Raw genomic sequence first — 19025 nt, forward strand, 5'->3', positions numbered from 1 at the left:
AAAAATCAATTACTCAACGACTGCTAATACATCTAATTCAGAAAGGATAAGATACTCTGACCCATCAATTTTTTCTGTTTTTACACCATAACCTTCATTAAAAATGACAATATCGTCGACTTTGACATCCAAAGCCGCACGCTCACCATTATCCAATCGTTGACCTAAACCAACTGCAACAACTTTTCCTCGGTTGGATTTTTGGACTGCTTGAGACGCAAGTAAAATTCCGCCTTCAGAGAGGCTTTCTGCTTCAAGCCTTTCAACGATAAGACGGTCATTTAAAGGACGAATATTCATGAGGTTTAGCCTCCTATAATTGTTAAAAATAAAAGACATAATAATGAGGAATAGGGCTAAGTAATGCCCTTTCAGTCAATAAAATAAGGATGAATAAAATTGATTTCAAGGGAATAATGAAATTTTTTAATTCTAATTATCAAAGAAAACTTAATTATATATAGCAAATAGTTATTAATATTTTTGAGTGAGAATGCATCTACTTATCGCTTTAATTAGGAACAAAATCGTCAACGGGGAAAGATTGGGGAGGCATTCGAAGAGTTGTCGCGCTCTGGCTTTTTAGACCTTATCTTATCAAAATACCCTTAGTATTAAGTGTCAAATAATGGTATTGCACTTCAGATATTTACAGGCTTTTATATTGATGAAATATTTAAAGACTACTTAAGAATTAGGTTTTATAGTGTAACGTCTTATTGCCCAGTGCCATAATGCATATAATAGTTTATGCTCAACATATCCGAAATTTTTTTACAAGAGAGACCACGTCGAAGCTTTATACGAAGATTATTTTGTAAAGTGTTTAAAAAACAAAAACAGCAAGCGCTTAATTCAGCCTGTCGCGAATTTGAAAACGGCATGAAAGACTAGCCTCCGGTGACCTATTAGCCATAGAGGCTTTTACCAATACCTTATGGCCTCTTATCTTGAGCACAATAGCGGAAGCATTTTCACGTTAAATTTTGAGAGCAAAGCTATCCGTTGATTTTTAGCTGTTGTTTTTTTGTTTATGCTCGACTCACGTAATCACCTCATTGATTGAAGCTGTTGTTGCTCAGAAGACTTCCCCTGCATAAACGCACCTTCTTATTTGTATAGTACAAGCAAGAAGGAATTTTTTAGCTAAATCGACTCCATTCGTTTGGGCACTTATTTCATGGTAAGTACTTTAATGTGATGAGTTTAATTATCTATCCTGCAAGATAAGGAACTAGATACATCCTTTACCGGTGAGTTTTTGCGTCGATATGGTTAATAATTTAAAATAAATTACTATTTATATCTCAATCAGCCGTGAAGAATGATCATTATTTCAATAAATCATAGGTTGAAAAAAATGAATATACATAGGTATCCGCAATTACTAACCGTAATCGTCTTGAGCCTAATGCTGAGCGCTTGTGGAGACAAGGCAATAACTGAAGAGCTCGCTAAAATTGACGAGCCAGCAAAAGCTGAGGAGCCCACAAAGGAGTATATTACACTTGAAAACGGTGAGAAGTTAATCAATGAGTTCGGGGGGGGTTACCAGAAGGTACCACATCTATCTGATATTAATGGGAACGCTGTTGCTTTAGTGCTAGGTGCTGATGGGAAGGTAAAGGATAAACCCGTTTCTGTTCTCTCAACTGGAGAGACTGAACGCCCCCAATTCTTCCTGAATCAATCGAACCAAATCGTTAACCCTTACTCGTTACAACCCTTTACCAATATTGGGAGTTCTAAGCCTTTAACTCTCCTAAGAAATAAAGACGGCCACGCTATTATTGATGAAAATGGTGGATATTCCGTTACACAAATTAATCATTTAGGTTTACCAGAAAACAATGAAGTATTCTTCAATACAACGACAGGGGAGCTTTGGAAAGACAGCAATGGTAATTTGGTAACAAAAAAAAGATTAGATGATAACCCTTACCTAGAATCCTTCCCTAGTTATGATGAAATAGCAGGGTTAAATTTAGGTTTTAGACAAACGGTAGGATCGGACCCGGGGGTTATATTTGCTGCGGCTCAGGGGCTTTATTATCCGGTGTGGAGAACGCCTGGATTGGTCAATATTCCTATAAAAAGACATACTACTATTACAGCGGCAACTAAAGATGGGGGGATGATTGTTTTTGGCGGTGAGAAAGAACATTATTTAGGCGTAGATAATGTTTTGCTTTATGAGGCGCCTACAGATACAGTTTATCCAACAACTGCAACAAAAGGGATCCTAGTAATAAATAGAAACTGCAATTTCAATGATGAAATATTGGAAGAGCGATTCCATACGCCACCGTCTAGAAATGAAATTATTTCAAATCCGGATCTAGGTTGTTGGCCAAAGAATATCCGCCAGTTCGCCTCAACCATTCACTCTGGTCCTGTTGGTCTGTTGACCAAAACAAATGAGCTTTGGGGCATAGGGTCCTCTTCGTTTGGTCTAGGTGGTAAAAGGTCTGATCCCATGGATTGGAAAAGCAAAGTGGCTTTACCTGTTAAAATTGCAGAAAATATTAAGATGACAACTCTTCATCAAGGTGGTGGATACGCATTTACTTTTGGGTACGCTTTAACTAATGATGGGGAAGTGTTTAGGATTACAGGCTCACACCATGCCACGGATATTCAAGAAAATCATGTTAATGCGACCTCGTCAGCGGCTGTTAATGGACAATTTATAAAGTTAAAAGTCCCAGCCAATGATTATATCATCAACTTATTCACACCAACTTTTGGCACGAGAATCCTAGCATTGGGAAGCTCTGGAAATTATTACATCCTAGGAGGAGCAGATCACCTAACCTCTCATTTCGACAATGATCCTTTCCTTTTAGAGTTAACTCCAAAGGCAAAAGATTTCTTTTCTATGAGCACAACCAACGCTCTGACTATTATTCAATATCTAGGGGTTGACGGAAAACTCTATCAATATACCGATAGACGTTATAATTGGATAGTCAGCGACTATCCAGATGGGGTCTCTCCTGTGTTTCCATCTTATGTAGATAGCCTTGATTATTACACCCAACCTCTTCCTCTTAAAAGCACCGAAGATATAATTTTTAGCGAAGTGATTGGAGGAGGATTCAACTTTCTTCTGAAAGATACTCAAGGTAACTACTATACAAAAGCCACCCACGCGTTTGCTGGTATATTTTTAGGGAGTCAGGAGGATTTGGGGAATTATCGTGTATTGGTAAAATTAGGTCCTGATATTCCTGCTATTGAATTTTTACAAAATAACCCAAAATTTGAGTTGCTCTATAATGACTTTCGGGTTTTAGTTAATAAGGAGGAAAAAAGAATAGCTCTTATAGATACAGGTGCCCCTTTAATAAGTGCAGTTGAATATGGAGGAGGGAGTGAATTCTTTACGTCTCCCCCTCGCTCTGGAGAAAGAGCGAAGTATGGCTCTGTCCATATTCTCCCTAATGAAATTTCTGATCGGTTATTTTTTACAGATTGATATTCATCATGTTAATGCTTATTTTCGAAAAATCTGATTTGCATGGGACTGGTCAATAGGCTTTGTAAACCTTGTTCTCTAAGCGTTAGGTGACTTTACCATGCTTGATTTGTGTCGAGCAGGATGGGGGCTTTAGAAGGACACATCTTGGTGCGGCACAGAATTACTCAATAGAGTAACCCCACTCTTAGATCATAGCTGAAATATACAATCGGCACCGGCCAGCCTCATCAAGCAAATGAGAGCTATCGTCAGTAAATATCGAAAATCGGCTTAAGTCAATGTCCGGAATTTGTTGACTATCTTTCGTGGAGACATTATGTCTAGGCGAGTTGGACCCATCGTTAATGGGTGGGTCTTTCATTTAGTTAAAGTAGTATTTTACACCTAAGCTAACGCTATCTTCTTCTAAATTTACTTGACTAGATTTCACCTCCACAACTGCAACCTAGTCATTTCTTTTGCAAGGATTTTCGTCGCAGCGCCTTCTGGTTGATTACTCAATATTGCTTCATCATCCAATAGATTATTCGCTAAGTGCTCAAAATGCACCCGAACACCAATTTTTTCTAAGATATCCAGCATTGCACTATGCGTGGTGTGCCGAGTAATCTGCGATAACACGCGATCAAAATCAGGTAAATTATTGAATATACGATATTGCATATATTCAGGAGCATTTAATAATGCTTGGAGCACTTACTCAGGAAAGCCTGGAGGCAATGACTTGTCTTCTAATTATGTTAGATCTATTAAGAGACTCTCTCTGGACAGACGAATTACCACCAATAATAGTTGACTTCTAAGTCAGACTTTACCCTACGTCTAAACTCATTAAATAAATGGTAATCATCAAAAAAATGAGGTAATAGTCTGTGTATTCGTTAGGATTAAACCCTGATTTCCAATCTCAAACAAAACATCACCGATTGTATTAAATAGACACTCTCTGACTCAACGAATCTCTTTGCTCCCTATTTCTCTTCATGTCATTCAATATCCCTACTAAGGAATATAGTTAATTATAACCTCATTAAAGGATAATGAGACATCTTAAAGGCACGCCTTAACTCTATAGAGGGTTGGAAAAATGATATATAGTCCAAAGCAATTAGCAAATATGATGCTACTGATACGCCAAAAGAATGGATGGACACAATCAGAACTAGCAAAGAAAGTCGGTATCAAGCAAGCGACTATCTCGAACTTCGAGAACACCCCAAACAAAACAACACTTTCTACCTTCTTTAAGCTTGCCCAAGCAATGGATCTCACATTGAGTATCTAAGAAAAAGCACAGGTAACTTTGCTAGATGATAATGATAGTTGGTAATGCAGAAGCTAATCACATACATGAATGGTGAACTTGTTGACGCTTTAGAGAAACATCAGAATGGTGCTCACACTTTTCAATATGATAAAAACTGGATCACCAATGCGGTTATAAACTATTTTGACAATCTTTTGCCAGACAGCCCTCAAGTCAGAGATAGAATCGTTGCAAGGTACAACGCGTCATCCAAACAACCATTTGATATCCTGAAAGAAATCGGAAAGTACAGTGTTGGTGCGATTGCTTTACTTCCTCCAGAGCTGCCTTATATCAAATAACCACTTAGCTACGAAGTACTCGAAGCAAAAAAACTAGAATCTGTTCTTTCTGCATACAAGTCTGATATTCCGCTCGGGATGATCAAAGAAGAAGACTTTAGAATCTCAGTAGCAGGTGCCCAAGAGAAAACGGCTCTACTATTCGTTGATGGGCAATGGTGTATACCGAAAGGCAACACGCCGAAGACCCACATTATCAAATTACCTATTGGAGAGATCCAACAAGCTAACGCGACACTCGCTCTCAAAGATAGCGTAGAAAACGAGTACCTTTGTATTGAGCCAGCTAGAGCTATAGAAATTCGCAGTTCCCAACGTCAATATAATCAAAACAGACAGCATTAAAGCTTTAGCTATGGAGCGCTTTGATAGACGCAGGACAAAAGGCAGAGCAGGATTACTACGCTTTCCTTAGGAAGATATTTGCCAAGTATTTGGTATGCCATCATCAATTAAATACGAATCTTAAGGCGGCCCAAGGATAGAACCGATAATGGGGTCAAGCAATGCAATAGATAATCGATGAAATGAAAGATGCCTTACCTAAAGCAATGTTACAAGTAAGTGCGACACTGCCTGATGACTTTCCTAAGCATATCGCAGACTCTATTTTTGAAAATACTCAGAAAATAATTAAGAAAATTTAGCTATAAAAAACCAAATTATTACGCGAGATTTACATAATTGGACACGGGTTCTGTTCCTTTTGGAGTGGGGCTTTCATATAAAATTCAAATTAATTTAAATTTTATATAATAAATCAAAATTCCCACTCCCGATATCCACTCCAACTCATGCTCTAAGGGAATCCTCATTCCCCCTCTTCTGACGAAATGAAACAAGCTAAAAAAGCGTTCAAAGCCAGTTTAAAATCGTCTCTGACTCAGTTTGACGAGAAAACTGAATTACCCGACGTCAGTGCTCTTCAGATGTCGCAGTTAAATACACCCGAGCCATGGCAGTACTAAAAGCAAGTACAGATAGATAGCTTATTAGTACATGCATAACTTCTCTCCATGAATTACGAATACTTTCTCTTACTATCTATGCTCAAGTTATACATCCTACGTCTCCCAATTTAACTTCATATCGAGTTTCAATATTTTAACGACGCTATTGAAGAATGAAGAACTCAAAGGTGCTCTTCTCGGAATCTTCTTTTCTGTTTGTAGGCAATGGTTGCTACTGCCAAAACGAAGCAACAGGTAATCAGTGTTTCAACGGCACCGAAGAGTTGACCCTTTAAGCTAGTCACTAACATGATATGCGAACCAATACTTTATGCGCTAGATGTCACATCCTTAGTCGAAATAGAGGTAAGCCCTGACGGGGCTGGGAGGATTGAAGACGGTTTTCTTATTATGTCTGAAAACGCCTTAGTCTCTGTCTCGATTAACGGGAGTAAGCTTTCTTCGTACCTACCCCATCAGCCCGATTATTACAAAGTGAAGGTAGATAACACAGAGCTACGTTTAAACCTTAATGTAGCAGATAGCCTCTACACGAGAAGGGATAAAGGCTTGCCCGTCCGTTTATTATTGAATGACGTTAATGTCACTAACCGTAACCTAGAAGTTGAATTCATTAACTCCAACGGTGAAAAAGTCCCCGGAAGTAAAGGAAAAAAAGCCTGGTCAACCTGTAATTTGAGTTTTTCTGAACCACGGGCAATGGTTCTTTTTGATGACAAAATTTATGGAGTGCCAGGAAACCAAACGCATGAATCATTGTTCACGTTTGACTGCCGCGAAAGAGATTATATCAATCCCATCCAAGCTATAGATTTTGTGGCGATAAGCAGTATGGGGAGCAATGAGATAATAAACCGCTCTGGCGCACCTTCATTAAAGCACATCGAAGTAAATGGTGTTTATAGGATATCGTATGATAAGTTTAACCAACAACCAGTTCAGGTTAATGTCTCTCCATTTCTGAACGACATTTTCAATCACTATAGCAAAAATTGGCTTATAGGACCGTACACAGTTTCAGGTTCTGAAGACCTAATAGTAGATTCATGGGGGAACCTAACGTTTTTAGGAAACTTCCAACCATCTCTCCTAACTCTCGAATTTCAAGCAGAGGAACTAATCACCTATGAGATTGATATTGATTACAACAACATCAAAACATCAGATACTCACATATATAATCAAAATCATCATTCAATGACTCTTGCCAAAAATATTGAATTAAATGGTCAACAGCTATCTTTCGAAGATATACCTTACCTAAAATTGGGGAGTCCAATAATGGTAAGTGCTATAAATGAAGAAGGTGAAAATACAGATATTACTTCTCACATTCGCCTTAAGGCCGATAGAAACACTGAGAATGATGCCATCATATTAAGCGGTAATCGGTTGTACATAAATGGGTCGGAGGGTCAATATCGATTTGATTTGTTAGATAATACATACAGGCAAGAGTTTGCAAGCGTCCTTTTTAACGTCGTCGACACGATGAAAATACGTGTCATTCAAGGTCCACACTTAGATACGTCAATACCCGTAGGCTCAACTGGTCGCTTGGCATTTAAAAGAAAAGACGGGACAGACTATGAAATTAAATTCAATCGAACCACCTCTTTTTTAAGGTCTTATCGATCCATCAGGAAACTTATTATTTTACCAGTCCCGCTAACTGATTATCCATTGATTAACAAAAAATAGACTAAGAATGTCGTCTGGAGCGGCATTCTTTTCTAAAAAATCACCTCAAACATCAAGATTAACGTTTAAAAACTTACACTCTAAATAGCCTCCACCCTATTACATCGCACTTATCTATTTTTCGCTGACGATTCAATAACATTTTATATTCTTACAGATAACTATTAGATAAAACCTACCCCTCTATTGGAAGGGGTTGTGGTGTAAATTTTACCACGCGCTGTATCTAAATTAATACTCCAAGTACTGACAAGATTCTAGAACGCACCATCACATCAAGAAATCCCATAAAATAAATATCATTTAGAGACTGGAGGCATTTCGCAGACAGTATCTAACTCTAAATCCCATCATAAACTCTTAATAAAAATAAATTAAATTTAAATTATTATCAAATAGCCTTCATATTCGTTATTTTAATTTATATAATAATTTAAAATTTAACTAAAATCCCCTTTCTAAGGAGAACAATTTACTAGATTTAAATATATTTCCATTCAATTAACTTTAGTCGTTGAAATCATGGTTTTTCTTATAAAAAAAAGAGTACGTTGCTATGATAAATAAAAAACTAGAAAAAATAATTCAAAAAAAACGAGGTTTAGAGACTCTATTACGCTATCTTCGGATTAAGTTAAAAAGTAGAAAAAATAAAAATGCATCTCTCGATGTGAGATACCTTTCTGACCATTTAAAAAAAGACATTGGGGTATATGATAAGTACCGCTAACATAATTAATAAATCTTCGTCCTCTTGCTTACTGGTTATGTCGCAAAGTTTGGTTGACTACATACGCACTAATTTTTAGATGCAATTAGGCTGCTAGCACAAAATTAATCCCAAGCAGATAAGCCTTCAGGATTGTAGAGCTGTCTATTTTCATAGCTCCAGTTCTGCAAGCGGCAGAACTGGCTCCATCATCAGGTTCCTATCCCAGGCAAGGAGGCATCTTACCTTTCCGGTAACTTTGCTCAGCTATTAGACAATGGTCAATAACATAGATGTGATTAATAACCAAATTTCCGCTTTATTATCATCTTTCAAGCTGAACAAGAGGGAAACCAAAACATGTATCTAGCCTCATTCATAGCTTTGGTTGGCTCGCTATTATTTACATATTTCGGGATACCATTAGGTGCAATGTTCGGTGCTCTGATTGCTCTTTTATTAACGTCAAAAGCAGGGTTTACTCTAACTCTTCCCAAAAGCACATTGACTGGTGTCCAGTTAATCCTTGGGACCACAGTGGGCTCAATCGTCCCTGTACAAACTCTTTCCAAGGGTTATCCGATATTACTTTTTATAGGACTCGTCCTTTGTATGTCAGCACAAGTTCTCACCTCCTATATCTGGCTTTATAAGCGAGAGAAATGGTCAAAATATGAAAGCCTACTTGGGTCGGTTCCGGGAGCAATGGCCGCGGTTCTTGTCATTAATGAAAAGCACAATTCGCCTTCTAGTAAAGTAGTTTTCACTCACACAGTTCGACTCATATTCTTAATCATTGCTTCCGCTCTTCTTGTCTCAACGGACAAATCACCAATTCCTGGACCTGCTATTTCATTAGACAATCTTTGTATACTTCTCCCACTTTTCCTCGCCTACTTTTCAGGTTTACTTTTCGATAAAATTGGGACTCCTGCACCGTATATGGTAACTGGAATGTTAGCAACTATGTTTGTAAACGCAGGGTTACCGTCATACAATTTTCTTGTCCCGACAGAACTTGTATTTATTGCGACATCCGCTCTAGGGGCATTGATAGGGATCCGTCTAAAAGATATAACCGGTGCAGATGTCTTCTCTTATGCGCGAGCAGGGATCATTGCTACAACGTTAAGTCTTACAGTAACGGTTAGTTTTGCTTATATATTCAGTAAGCTAATTGATAAGGAGTTCCTAGTACTCTTGATGTCATGGGTTCCAGGCAGTGTTGAGTCTATGACTGTTGCTGCTATTTATCTTGGGCTAGAGCCTGCACTAATTATGCTTAGTCATATCATTCGCATGATAATCCTTCATTCTATTCCTCTCTGCTCCAATGTTTATAAACATTTACGAAGCAATTATGAAAGGTGACATTGGCTTAGTTTCATTAAAAAACCTCGGTTAATATTAACGCTATTCTCCTAGGTTAGTCCAAGTAACCTGAACTCTGTAAACGCATGCGAGCCTTTGGGGTCAATTCATATAGCCAAGCCAATCAATATGACCACTTCCCCATTCCTTTGCACTCATTGGTTTTATATAAAGCTCATCGACCTGTTCAACAGCAACACCATAATTCGTGTGTTCATGAAGCCTTAACCAAGAGTTGCTTCCCTTGGTTTACTCGCCACCTTAGGTATTTTAACTTTGGTGTCGTAACTCACACTTATTTACAGAACTCCAAGTGTGACTCACCAAAACCCTAGTCATAAAGTTTGGTGCACTTATGTTATTCCAAAAAACATTTTAATCACCATTCCCAAAAACCCACTTCATATCTAAGCCATTCAACCTCCTCATCGGCACCATGCCATTTATGTCAGTTAGGAGCCTCGAAGGTATTAATAACGAAAGAAGCCACCGAGAGGTTTTATGTCTAAATTTTTGTTCAGATTAAGTGCAACTTCGTTGAATTGATCACTACCGACCGAATAATTTTGAGAGAAACTCAAGAGCAAGGGGCATAAATTATTATTACTTCGATGTGTTTCTATTCTTACGCTGTTAGCCTAAAGATTTGATGGGGTAGAATATGACCCCGACGCTGATGAAAATAGGCCATTTGCTCGAAATTATCCGAGGTTTAAATCAGGCTCACCGTGACATCTTTAATCAACAAGGCTCCTTATGAAAAATAGTACGATTGGCATCATTGGTATTGGCCCTCGAGGACTAAGCGTTTTAGAGCGTATAATAGCCCTCTCAATAGATCCCCCCCATCAACCATTAGATATAAAAGTATTTGACCCAAACCTTCCAGGCTCTGGGTGTCATAATGTCAAACAACCGAATCATTTACTCGTAAATACAGTCAGCTCTCAAATCACTATGTTCGCTGATGAGAGTGTGAGTGAAGCTAAAAATATAATTTCAGGGCCTAATTTTTATCAATGGTTGTGCGAAAGACCCAAAGATGAGCTAAGTCCTAAAACAATATTGCCGAACGAATACTATTCTCGTGCTCTTTTTGGTGAGTATCTGAATTGGGTATTTCACTACCTTGTTGATATGTCCTTTTCACATATCACGATCGACTATGTACCTTCTGAAATTATTGATATCACCAAATTAGATGATAACTCTTGGAATTTGCTTGATGACCGAAGCCTTATCACCAATGTTGAATACCTCTACTTAACTACAGGGCACACGAAAGCCAAATATATAAACCCTGATACTGCCCAAGAAATTTTTAATCCATACCCATTAAAAGAAAAACTAAAAAATATCACTTCAAATCAAACGGTCGCTCTCCAAGGGCTCGGATTAACGGCTTGTGACATTCTGGCAGAGTTGTCGATTGGGCGTGGCGGAGAATTCATCCGCCCTCAAAAAGGTTGCCTTCAATATTTACCTTCTGGAAATGAGCCCAAAATCATCGCCTATTCACGCTCTGGTCTGCCTTTGTCCGGAAGAGCGGAAAACCAAAAAGGAACATCTAAGCAGTACCATGCTAAGTTTCTAACACCTGAGAAGGTCGCCAACTTTAGAGAACGAGGGGACGTCAGTTTTATAAAAGACATACTGCCTTTGCTTATAAAAGACATGGAGTATGCGTACTACGAAAGCTACCTAAGCCAAAAGAAAGGGCTTATTGCGGCCCAAAAATTTTGTAACCAGTTTCTATACTCACGACTGAATGAACAGAAAGTGCTCGTTGCTAAAACCATTTCGATTGAAGATAGGTTTAGTTGGGAGAAACTTACCGCACCAGTCCCAAGCTACGCGCTTGCCTCTCCAGACGTCTATATTGCTTGGCTGATAGATTTCCTTGAAGCCGATATTAAAGAAGCTAAAAAAGGGAACCTCAGTAGCCCAATAAAATCGGCTAGCGACGTATTACGTGACTTAAGAGATCTCATTCGAAGTGTTATCGACTTTAAAGGCCTGACGGAAGAATCACATCGTTGGGTTGATTCTGTGTTTATTCCTTTGATGAACCGGCTCGCCGTAGGTCCACCAAAAGAAAGAATAGAAGAGATGGTCGCTTTGCTAAAAAGTGGTGTACTCAAGTTAAATCTTGGCCCTTCGCCAGACGTAAGACATAGTTCGAATACAAACTTGTTCACTCTCAAATCAACAGTGTGGCCTGAACTACAAGAACAAGCCAACATAAAAATTCATGGAAAGATCACAATACACAGCCCGGAAGACGATGGGACTGAGCTCTGGAAAAACCTTTTAGCTAAACAATATACAAGGCTTTACTTCAATGGAAATTATCATCCCGGTGGGATTGATGTAACACCAAACATGAATGTGATCGATGCAAACGGAATCGAGCAAAATAACATTTGGGCGCTGGGCATTCCGACAGAAGGCAATAAATTTTACACCTTTATCATACCTAGACCTGGTGTTAACTCTACGGCGCTTGTCGATGCAGGTAGGTCGGTCCGGGCTCTCTTTAAACAGTTGTCTTAGGCCCAGGCTTAAGATGAAGATGTCACAAGTTAAACTATTAAACCGCACCTCTTTCGCAGGGCTAGTTGCAATATTAGTCGGGAATGGCATTGGACGCTTTGCCTACATAGCCTTAATGCCTGTGCTCATTCAAAACCGTTGGTTCTCAAGCGAAGATGCCTCCATTCTTGGCGCTGCAACGCTCATTGGTTATATCTTAGGGCCCCCTGCTTCAAGTTTTTTACAGACATATTACTCAATAGCTACACTCATACGTGCCTCTCTGTTATTAAGTAGCTTTAGTTACCTTGGCTGTGCTTTGAATTCTGCTCCCTTTGAATGGTTTTTGACATTGAGAACCATCGCTGGAATATCGGGAGCTGTTCTTATGGTACTCGTCCCACCAATGATCGTTCGCCTTCACCCCCAAGATATGAAAGCAAGAATCAGTGGCGTAGTGTTTTCAGGAATTGGTTTGGGTGCGATGATTTCAGGCACGTTCACACCTCTACTTATCTCTCAAAGTGTCGAAAGCGCATGGCTTGGTATAGGAGCGATCGCTTTCCTCGCGACTGTCTTAACATGGAACACATGGTCTCTCGAGGTTAAACCAAATCACGGCGCTCAAAGTCCCTCTAGATTGAGTGCCTTATCTAAATATGAGCGTGTAAGTATTAGCTGTGTACTTTTAGCTTATGCCTTTAACGCCATTGGTTACCTACCGCATTCTCTCTTTTGGGTCGATTATCTTGTTCGTGAGCTAGGAATGAGTTTCGCGAGCGGGGGTTTTTATTGGGCAGTCTTTGGTATAGGAGCTGCGGTTGGACCAATCGTGACCGGTATATTAGGTGATAAGTTCGGACTTAAAAAAGCACTATTGGTGGCTTTTTCGTGTAAAGCTATAGGGGTAGCACTTCCCTTGCTAAATACCAATATGATTGCACTTTTTGCTTCATCTCTACTCGTTGGTATGTTTACCCCTGGCACCGTAACACTCGTATCAACTTACACCTTAGAAATTGTTGGGACACAACTCCATACGAAATTTTGGGGGGCAATGACAATGGCCTTTGCTATATCGCAAGGCGTAGGTGCCGTTGTGATGGCTCATTATGCCCCACAACTCAACAGCTATAACGCCCTATTTATAATCAGTGCGAGCGCACTCATTTTATCGATAGTCTGCATTACATTTACATCAACCAAAAAGTAACCATAACACTGCTCAAACGATCAGTTAAAAAAGAAATCGATCATGAAACTCTCCCCCATTTTTTTCTAGAGTTGGACGACCTTGGTATTATACGTCAGACGTAATAACTTTTATCGCTCTCAGTCTTCTATCACAGCAGACGGCAAAGCGTACGCTCCTTTCTGTATCACCTTTTCGGCATAATCAAAGCCAACCCTAAATCGAAAAACCCCAACTGGGTTAATCGACTTGGCTCCCAGTTTAGAGAAAGCTCTCCCAGCTTTGGTTCGAAAAGAAGAAGTCTGTGGATTGGTGGTGATACTGACCCGATTGTGACTGATGTCTTCCTCTGGAATAGAACCGGGTGCCTCTCCCACCAAGTAGTGAGCTCGCCCATCTTCGCTGTATTGGACTCGCCCTGAAGGAGCCTCTGTCGCGGTTCTCCTGCGGATCTTATCACCGCTTGTCGCGTATCGATATTCGAGCGATACTGGTAAGGTGATATTACCGTCGGCTTCAAAGAACATAGTCGGCCGCTTGTCCAATCCCTGAAAAGCCGTCTCTACCGCTTCGGTGATATCTGACAGAGCATGACACAGCGTCACCGGGTCTCTTTCGGCTATCACTCCCACCACAAAACCTACAGCGCATCCTGCCACTGAAGATACGATATCTCCGGCCAACCAAGCCGCAAAATCTTCCTTATCCTTGGTCGCAATTTCAACAACATAACTCCCAGAGGCGGGGGTCGCTTTTAATGATATCTCCGGTTTGAAAGTAGTGCCCGGCGTCTTACCTCTCATCACTTTTTGCGTTTTCCACAAATTCAGTCTTGCTACCAGGCTGCCGGTAAATTTTTTGTAATAGATATCGTGTGAGCCCATGTAGCGCCAGTCGGTACTGTTGACCGACGTGAGCTGAAATGGCAGCTTACCGCCATGCTTTCTCACCAGCATTGGCAGAATATCAAAGCCAGCTTGTGATGCCTTCGCGTCTTTAAATTGTGGCATACTCCCGCTGACCACCTTTAATGCATCTCGGAAAGCAACCGACATCCACATCGTTGGCATATTACAGTCAGTGTCTGTATCGGTTTTGCAGTAGCCGTTAGCCGATTTTTTCCACGGATTGCCTTTCAGTGCTGGGCTTGGGGCATTGATAATCACTTCCAGCTCAAATACATCAACCAATCCCCTGAGATCCTGACTAGACACATCCAGCCCTAAGCGCAACAGCCAGGAAAATTTGCCATTACCACCAATGTGCTCATTGACGGTGTAGTAGTCCGGCCAGCCCTCCAACGTCGCAAAGCTGTTATCAGCAAATTGTATTGTTTGTTTGTCGACATTAGGATGCTGAGGTAAGTCAGCCAGCAAGGACGGCAACGCAGCGGTATGGAGCGATGGGTCAATCAGAACCGCATCCCTAAAACGCGCGCCAGCATCTCCCGGTGATTGGCACTGACTGACGTTAACCTCAAAAATTTTACAACGCCACCAATTGACCAAATGACCCAATTCTTCGAAATAAAATTTATAAAAATCCGCACTGTTGCGTGATACCAGATCAGAATTCATAACGATCATCGCGTGTTGATCGGTAAAGACCAGACCGGCAGGACGCTTTCCTATGGCTGTAGAATCCACCCAATAGGGTTGGCGCTGCTGATAGTACGCTGGGTCAGCAATGACTTTATACAATTCGTTGGTGACCTGATCGCGTGTCCATGATGTATAAGCAGGGTTGGATTTAGCCACATCTTCATATCCTGTTCCAAAAGAATGATTGAAAATGTTCGCCAGTTTTGTGGCGAAGAGGCTGCCGCCACTCGCATACTCAATCTCAGTCAGAGAATTCGAATCAAAGACCGTCGGGGCGGCTAAGAACGAAGCGAAGTTGCTATTCTGAGGCGTAAACTTTTGCTGGACATTGATTTCCTGCTCACTATCGCCTTGCCAGAAGTCATAGTTAATACGTTGAGCTTGAGAACGCCAGTCAACCAGATTTTGATAGTCAGACTGGATAAGGTTTACTTCACCCGGTTTATCTCGCCACAGGCCCGCTTGACGAATGCTCTCAATCACCTCATCGCCTAAATCATTGATGGCATCGGACACGACGTCTTGTAAACCTTCGCCAATAGTTGAGTCATTACTTAAATCAGTCAGCACGTCGGTCAGAAACTTTATTTCCTTTTGGTTTAACGTCCCTGGTTCAGTGGTGAGCTCGACCACCCCTTCGACTGCTTCTCCCACTGGACCCGCTAACCCCAATAACATGCGTCTGAGATTTTTCGCAGAAGGGTGGCGAGCATAATCGACAATGTGTTTGATTTCTGGGCCAACTAGTGGCAGATCTTCAATCGTCTTCAACAGAACATGCTCCGGGCTGGCATCATTAAGGTACTTCGTCATTGCAGCCTGATAATCCGTTTTGGCTTGTTGCGCGCTTTTATCGTAGCCCGCTTTAAGTGTTTTAAGGTCATCTAAGGTCTTACTTTCTTCCAGAAGTAGACCCGCAAAATGGGTTCCATCATTCTGAGCCCATGTTTCATGTAATTTATGCCAACGGCTCCCACGCGCCAGTTGCACTTTTTCCCGGGATGATTCTAGAGTCGCTTCATACTCTTGATTGAGAGCGTCAAGTGCATCTCGTAAATCATTATACTCATCGGAAGTGACGCCACATGCTACCGCCATCCACCATACCCACGCCCACGCACATTGCTCCCTCTTATCACGTTTTTTACTGGCGACACGTTCTTGTAAGGACGAGATGCGCGGTAGGTAAATGTCTTTAATCCTTTTCGCTTCATAGGCTTCCATCGTCGTGAAAAGGGTCTCCATATTGCTCAATGTAGCGTCGATGTTGGCTTGCACTGTCTGGTGGCGGAATGTTTGTCCCAATGAGGTCGCTTTGGCACACCAGTGCCCGGGTATATCGATTAAGGTTTGATTGCAAGTGACGGGCCGAGCACGACGGACAATGTCTGGATAGTCATTAATATTACGTCCTTCCTCAAACCACTCGCCGCCAAGGAAGGTCCAGATTTTCCTATCTCCAGTCGAAAGTCGATGGACTTTCCCGTTGGGTAAATAGACTGTCACTGGTGACTCCGTCAAGCTAACATCCACAATGACGCGCTTGCCTTGTTCGATAGGTGAACGATGTGTGTAAGTCTCACCCGCACTTGTTCCTGGTGGGATGAACAGGGCTTGCCTGTTAGATGCTAAAGCCTGTATATAAGCTTGTGAATTATTTGATACGGAATAGGTCATAGTCTGTTCGAAGGCTTCGGGTAGCACTAGACTCGCTAAGGTTCCTGTCCCTTGAAGATTCCCATCGAATTTAAGAATTAATTGATTGATGTTGCTAAGATATCCCGCAATCCGATTGGCATTGGTTCCCATGTTTTGCAAAATGAAAGGATTAGTAATCTCGTGCTGCTGGGTGTAATCAAGCTGAGTGACACAGAGTTCTCCATCTATAGAGTAACATTGGGGCTCCCCTTGCAAGCTATCCGAATACCACGAATTGAGCTCCGATGAATTGCCTGCAAACCATTTAAACTCGCTGTTTTTGGCCAAATGGCATGAGTCATCCAGGCTTTCATAGCCAGTGAAACCTAAGACGTTTTCATGGTTTTGCACTGCTGGGCGAGTAACAAAACCGTTATGGCTCCCACACTCAAGAATGGTCAGACGATCGTAATTTAGCTCGTGCGTTGGCACATCAATGATCGTTGTCCCATCGTAGGTCAATAAACCAATCCGTTTTGAGGTCGGCATAACTGCATACAAAAAACCCTCGCCAGCCTGACTAAGTGCTCTTTTTATTTTTAACTGAGGAAAATTTTCAGAAAAATCGTCACTTGGAGGGGCACTGTCTAACCGGGGATAGTTAAATCTGAGGCCATCAATAAGCCAGCCATTAGACCAGAATGAGATACTAATTAAATCTGGTTGAATCTCGTGTTCACTTTTGACAATGTTGGACGAAAAATCAGAACTGCCAAAGGATTTTTTATCTCCGTTGTTATAATGAAATTCGATTTTTACTATCGATGGTTCATCAGCACTTCCCCAATAAAAGTTGCCGCTATATATGACCATTTTATTTAAACCAGCGGTATCTAAGGACGAAATGATGCCGCCCTCACCACCGATCTGATAGATTTTTTCTTCAGAGTCATAAGTGTAAACAAATCCATCAATCGCGGCCCCGTGACGAATTGACAACTCATTGAGCTTACTCATCTCAACATTGACTGCGTATTTGGCATCAGTTCTGCCAAATTCATAGTGAAAAAACCTTTCGTTCGGAGGCTGAAACGCTGAAGAAATAGTGCTGAATACCAAAAAAAATATCCCAAGAAACGTCTTTGTTCCTAAGAGAAATCTGCGTTCAATAACCATATGTCCCTCCAGCTTCCCCGTAGGGCGAATAACATAACTTTATTGATAATGAAATTAGAATAGCGAACAAATAAAGAGACATAATTTATACATAATTATGTCTCTTTATCATAAATCTTAGTTTTCTCGTAAGCGTCTTCAAATCATTGAATTCCTAATATCGACACAGATATCGCCAAATAAGGCGGTATCTATCATTCTGAGTGGTGTTCGGTGAGAGACGGACTATTTCTTCGATTTGAAGGCGCATTATTGGTCAAGCGGCTGCAATTCTTACCGGAAGGGAGCGAGGTAGTAAGCGATAACCCAACCTATAAAACATGGGAAATCAGCAAAAAAGATTTAGAATATAAAGATTTCCAAGAAAACAGCACTTCCTCATAGCTTCTGCAGAGAGAAAGTACTGTTATAGTAATCAATTATAAACAACCTACTCTCGTAGGTTTGATGCTAGGATGAATAACAGTCCCATTAGTATGAGCTAAATATATTCGTTCATTTTCTAGAACGCATACAAATTCTGATGATGGTTCAACTTGGCTTCTACAAGAAGACGGGTATTTTATCATCAATGGAGAATGTACAATCAGCGGCACTGCAACGAAATCTAATTTTTACTATAACGTTGTTAATGCTGAAGCAACAGGTTGTACTGATTTAGCTAAAAATGGTACTAATTATAATGGGGTTGTAGTTGCCTTCAATTATAAAGGTCAAAGATACCTCAATGGTCTGTTCAAGAATAGTTCAGGAATTCTGCAAGCAAATGTAACCTCAAGCTAAATTTTCTCCAATATACGAATGTAGTTGTCAGGTGAGGAGTTAAACAACTACATTCACTGCGTATCGGAACCTTTTACTTGATTATCGTCACAAAAACTAATTAAATAATAAATTATTCACATCTTGCCAAGTATCGAGCTGCCATTTTCATCAAAATGAGCGACTTCCACGCTTGATAAAAAACCTTTAGAAGTTTCAGTGACCCTGATGTAATCGTAGAACTTCACCTGTGTCCGGCTCTCTCTTCACTGATTTGTATAAA

General features: G+C 40.6%; 11 protein-coding genes and 1 pseudogene. 8 read left to right on the forward strand and 4 right to left on the reverse strand.

The genetic code is table 11. The features are described 5' to 3' along the window. Positions 1–9 precede the first annotated feature (9 nt). A complete protein-coding gene (locus QQ041_RS19805; RefSeq protein WP_237300828.1) occupies positions 10–300 on the reverse strand; it encodes a co-chaperone GroES in 291 nt (96 codons plus the stop codon). Positions 301–1360: 1060 nt separating this feature from the next. Between QQ041_RS19805 and QQ041_RS19810 the strand changes: the two genes are divergently transcribed. Next, the gene (locus tag QQ041_RS19810) at positions 1361–3478 is read left to right on the forward strand and encodes a hypothetical protein (protein WP_285954889.1); all 2118 of its coding nucleotides are present in this window, start codon (positions 1361–1363) and stop codon (positions 3476–3478) included. A 429-nt stretch (positions 3479–3907) separates the two neighbouring features. Here QQ041_RS19810 and QQ041_RS19815 read toward each other — a convergent pair whose 3' ends face one another. Continuing rightward, complete coding sequence (locus tag QQ041_RS19815; RefSeq protein WP_285954890.1) at positions 3908–4177, reverse strand: hypothetical protein; 270 nt, start codon at positions 4175–4177, stop codon at positions 3908–3910. Between the two features lie 391 nt (positions 4178–4568). Between QQ041_RS19815 and hipB the strand changes: the two genes are divergently transcribed. From hipB to QQ041_RS19835, 5 genes are all read left to right on the forward strand, one after another. Then, the gene (hipB, locus tag QQ041_RS19820) at positions 4569–4766 is read left to right on the forward strand and encodes a type II toxin-antitoxin system antitoxin HipB (RefSeq protein ID WP_285954891.1); all 198 of its coding nucleotides are present in this window, start codon (positions 4569–4571) and stop codon (positions 4764–4766) included. Between the two features lie 44 nt (positions 4767–4810). Then, on the forward strand, positions 4811–5089 hold the full coding sequence (locus tag QQ041_RS24170; RefSeq protein ID WP_353057842.1) for a HipA N-terminal domain-containing protein: 279 nt from the start codon (positions 4811–4813) through the stop codon (positions 5087–5089). Positions 5090–5167: 78 nt separating this feature from the next. Further along, a complete protein-coding gene (locus QQ041_RS24175) occupies positions 5168–5434 on the forward strand; it encodes a HipA domain-containing protein (protein ID WP_353057843.1) in 267 nt (88 codons plus the stop codon). A 1016-nt stretch (positions 5435–6450) separates the two neighbouring features. Next, positions 6451–7761: a hypothetical protein gene (locus tag QQ041_RS19830; protein ID WP_285954892.1), complete on the forward strand. Its 1311-nt coding sequence runs from the start codon at positions 6451–6453 to the stop codon at positions 7759–7761. Between the two features lie 1069 nt (positions 7762–8830). Beyond that, positions 8831–9841 carry an AbrB family transcriptional regulator gene (locus QQ041_RS19835; protein ID WP_237300744.1) on the forward strand — a complete coding sequence of 337 codons (1011 nt, stop codon included), beginning with the start codon at positions 8831–8833 and terminating at the stop codon, positions 9839–9841. 102 nt (positions 9842–9943) lie between these two features. Here the strand turns inward: QQ041_RS19835 and QQ041_RS19840 are convergent. Then, positions 9944–10075, reverse strand: a pseudogene (locus QQ041_RS19840) (GNAT family N-acetyltransferase); the annotation flags it as partial. 522 nt (positions 10076–10597) lie between these two features. Between QQ041_RS19840 and QQ041_RS19845 the strand changes: the two are divergent. Both QQ041_RS19845 and QQ041_RS19850 read left to right on the forward strand, forming a co-directional pair. Continuing rightward, positions 10598–12394, forward strand: coding sequence for an FAD/NAD(P)-binding protein (locus tag QQ041_RS19845; RefSeq protein WP_265676754.1), 1797 nt, complete (start codon positions 10598–10600; stop codon positions 12392–12394). A gap of 19 nt (positions 12395–12413) precedes the next feature. Continuing rightward, positions 12414–13586, forward strand: coding sequence for a YbfB/YjiJ family MFS transporter (locus tag QQ041_RS19850; protein ID WP_237300746.1), 1173 nt, complete (start codon positions 12414–12416; stop codon positions 13584–13586). Between the two features lie 119 nt (positions 13587–13705). Here QQ041_RS19850 and QQ041_RS19855 read toward each other — a convergent pair whose 3' ends face one another. Next, entirely contained in the window at positions 13706–17980 is a 4275-nt protein-coding gene (locus tag QQ041_RS19855; protein ID WP_285954893.1) for a beta-prism lectin domain-containing protein, read from the reverse strand. Positions 17981–19025: the final 1045 nt, after the last annotated feature.

Source organism: Vibrio sp. TMPB1044 (genome assembly GCF_030442075.1).
GTDB lineage: Bacteria > Pseudomonadota > Gammaproteobacteria > Enterobacterales > Vibrionaceae > Vibrio > Vibrio satsumensis.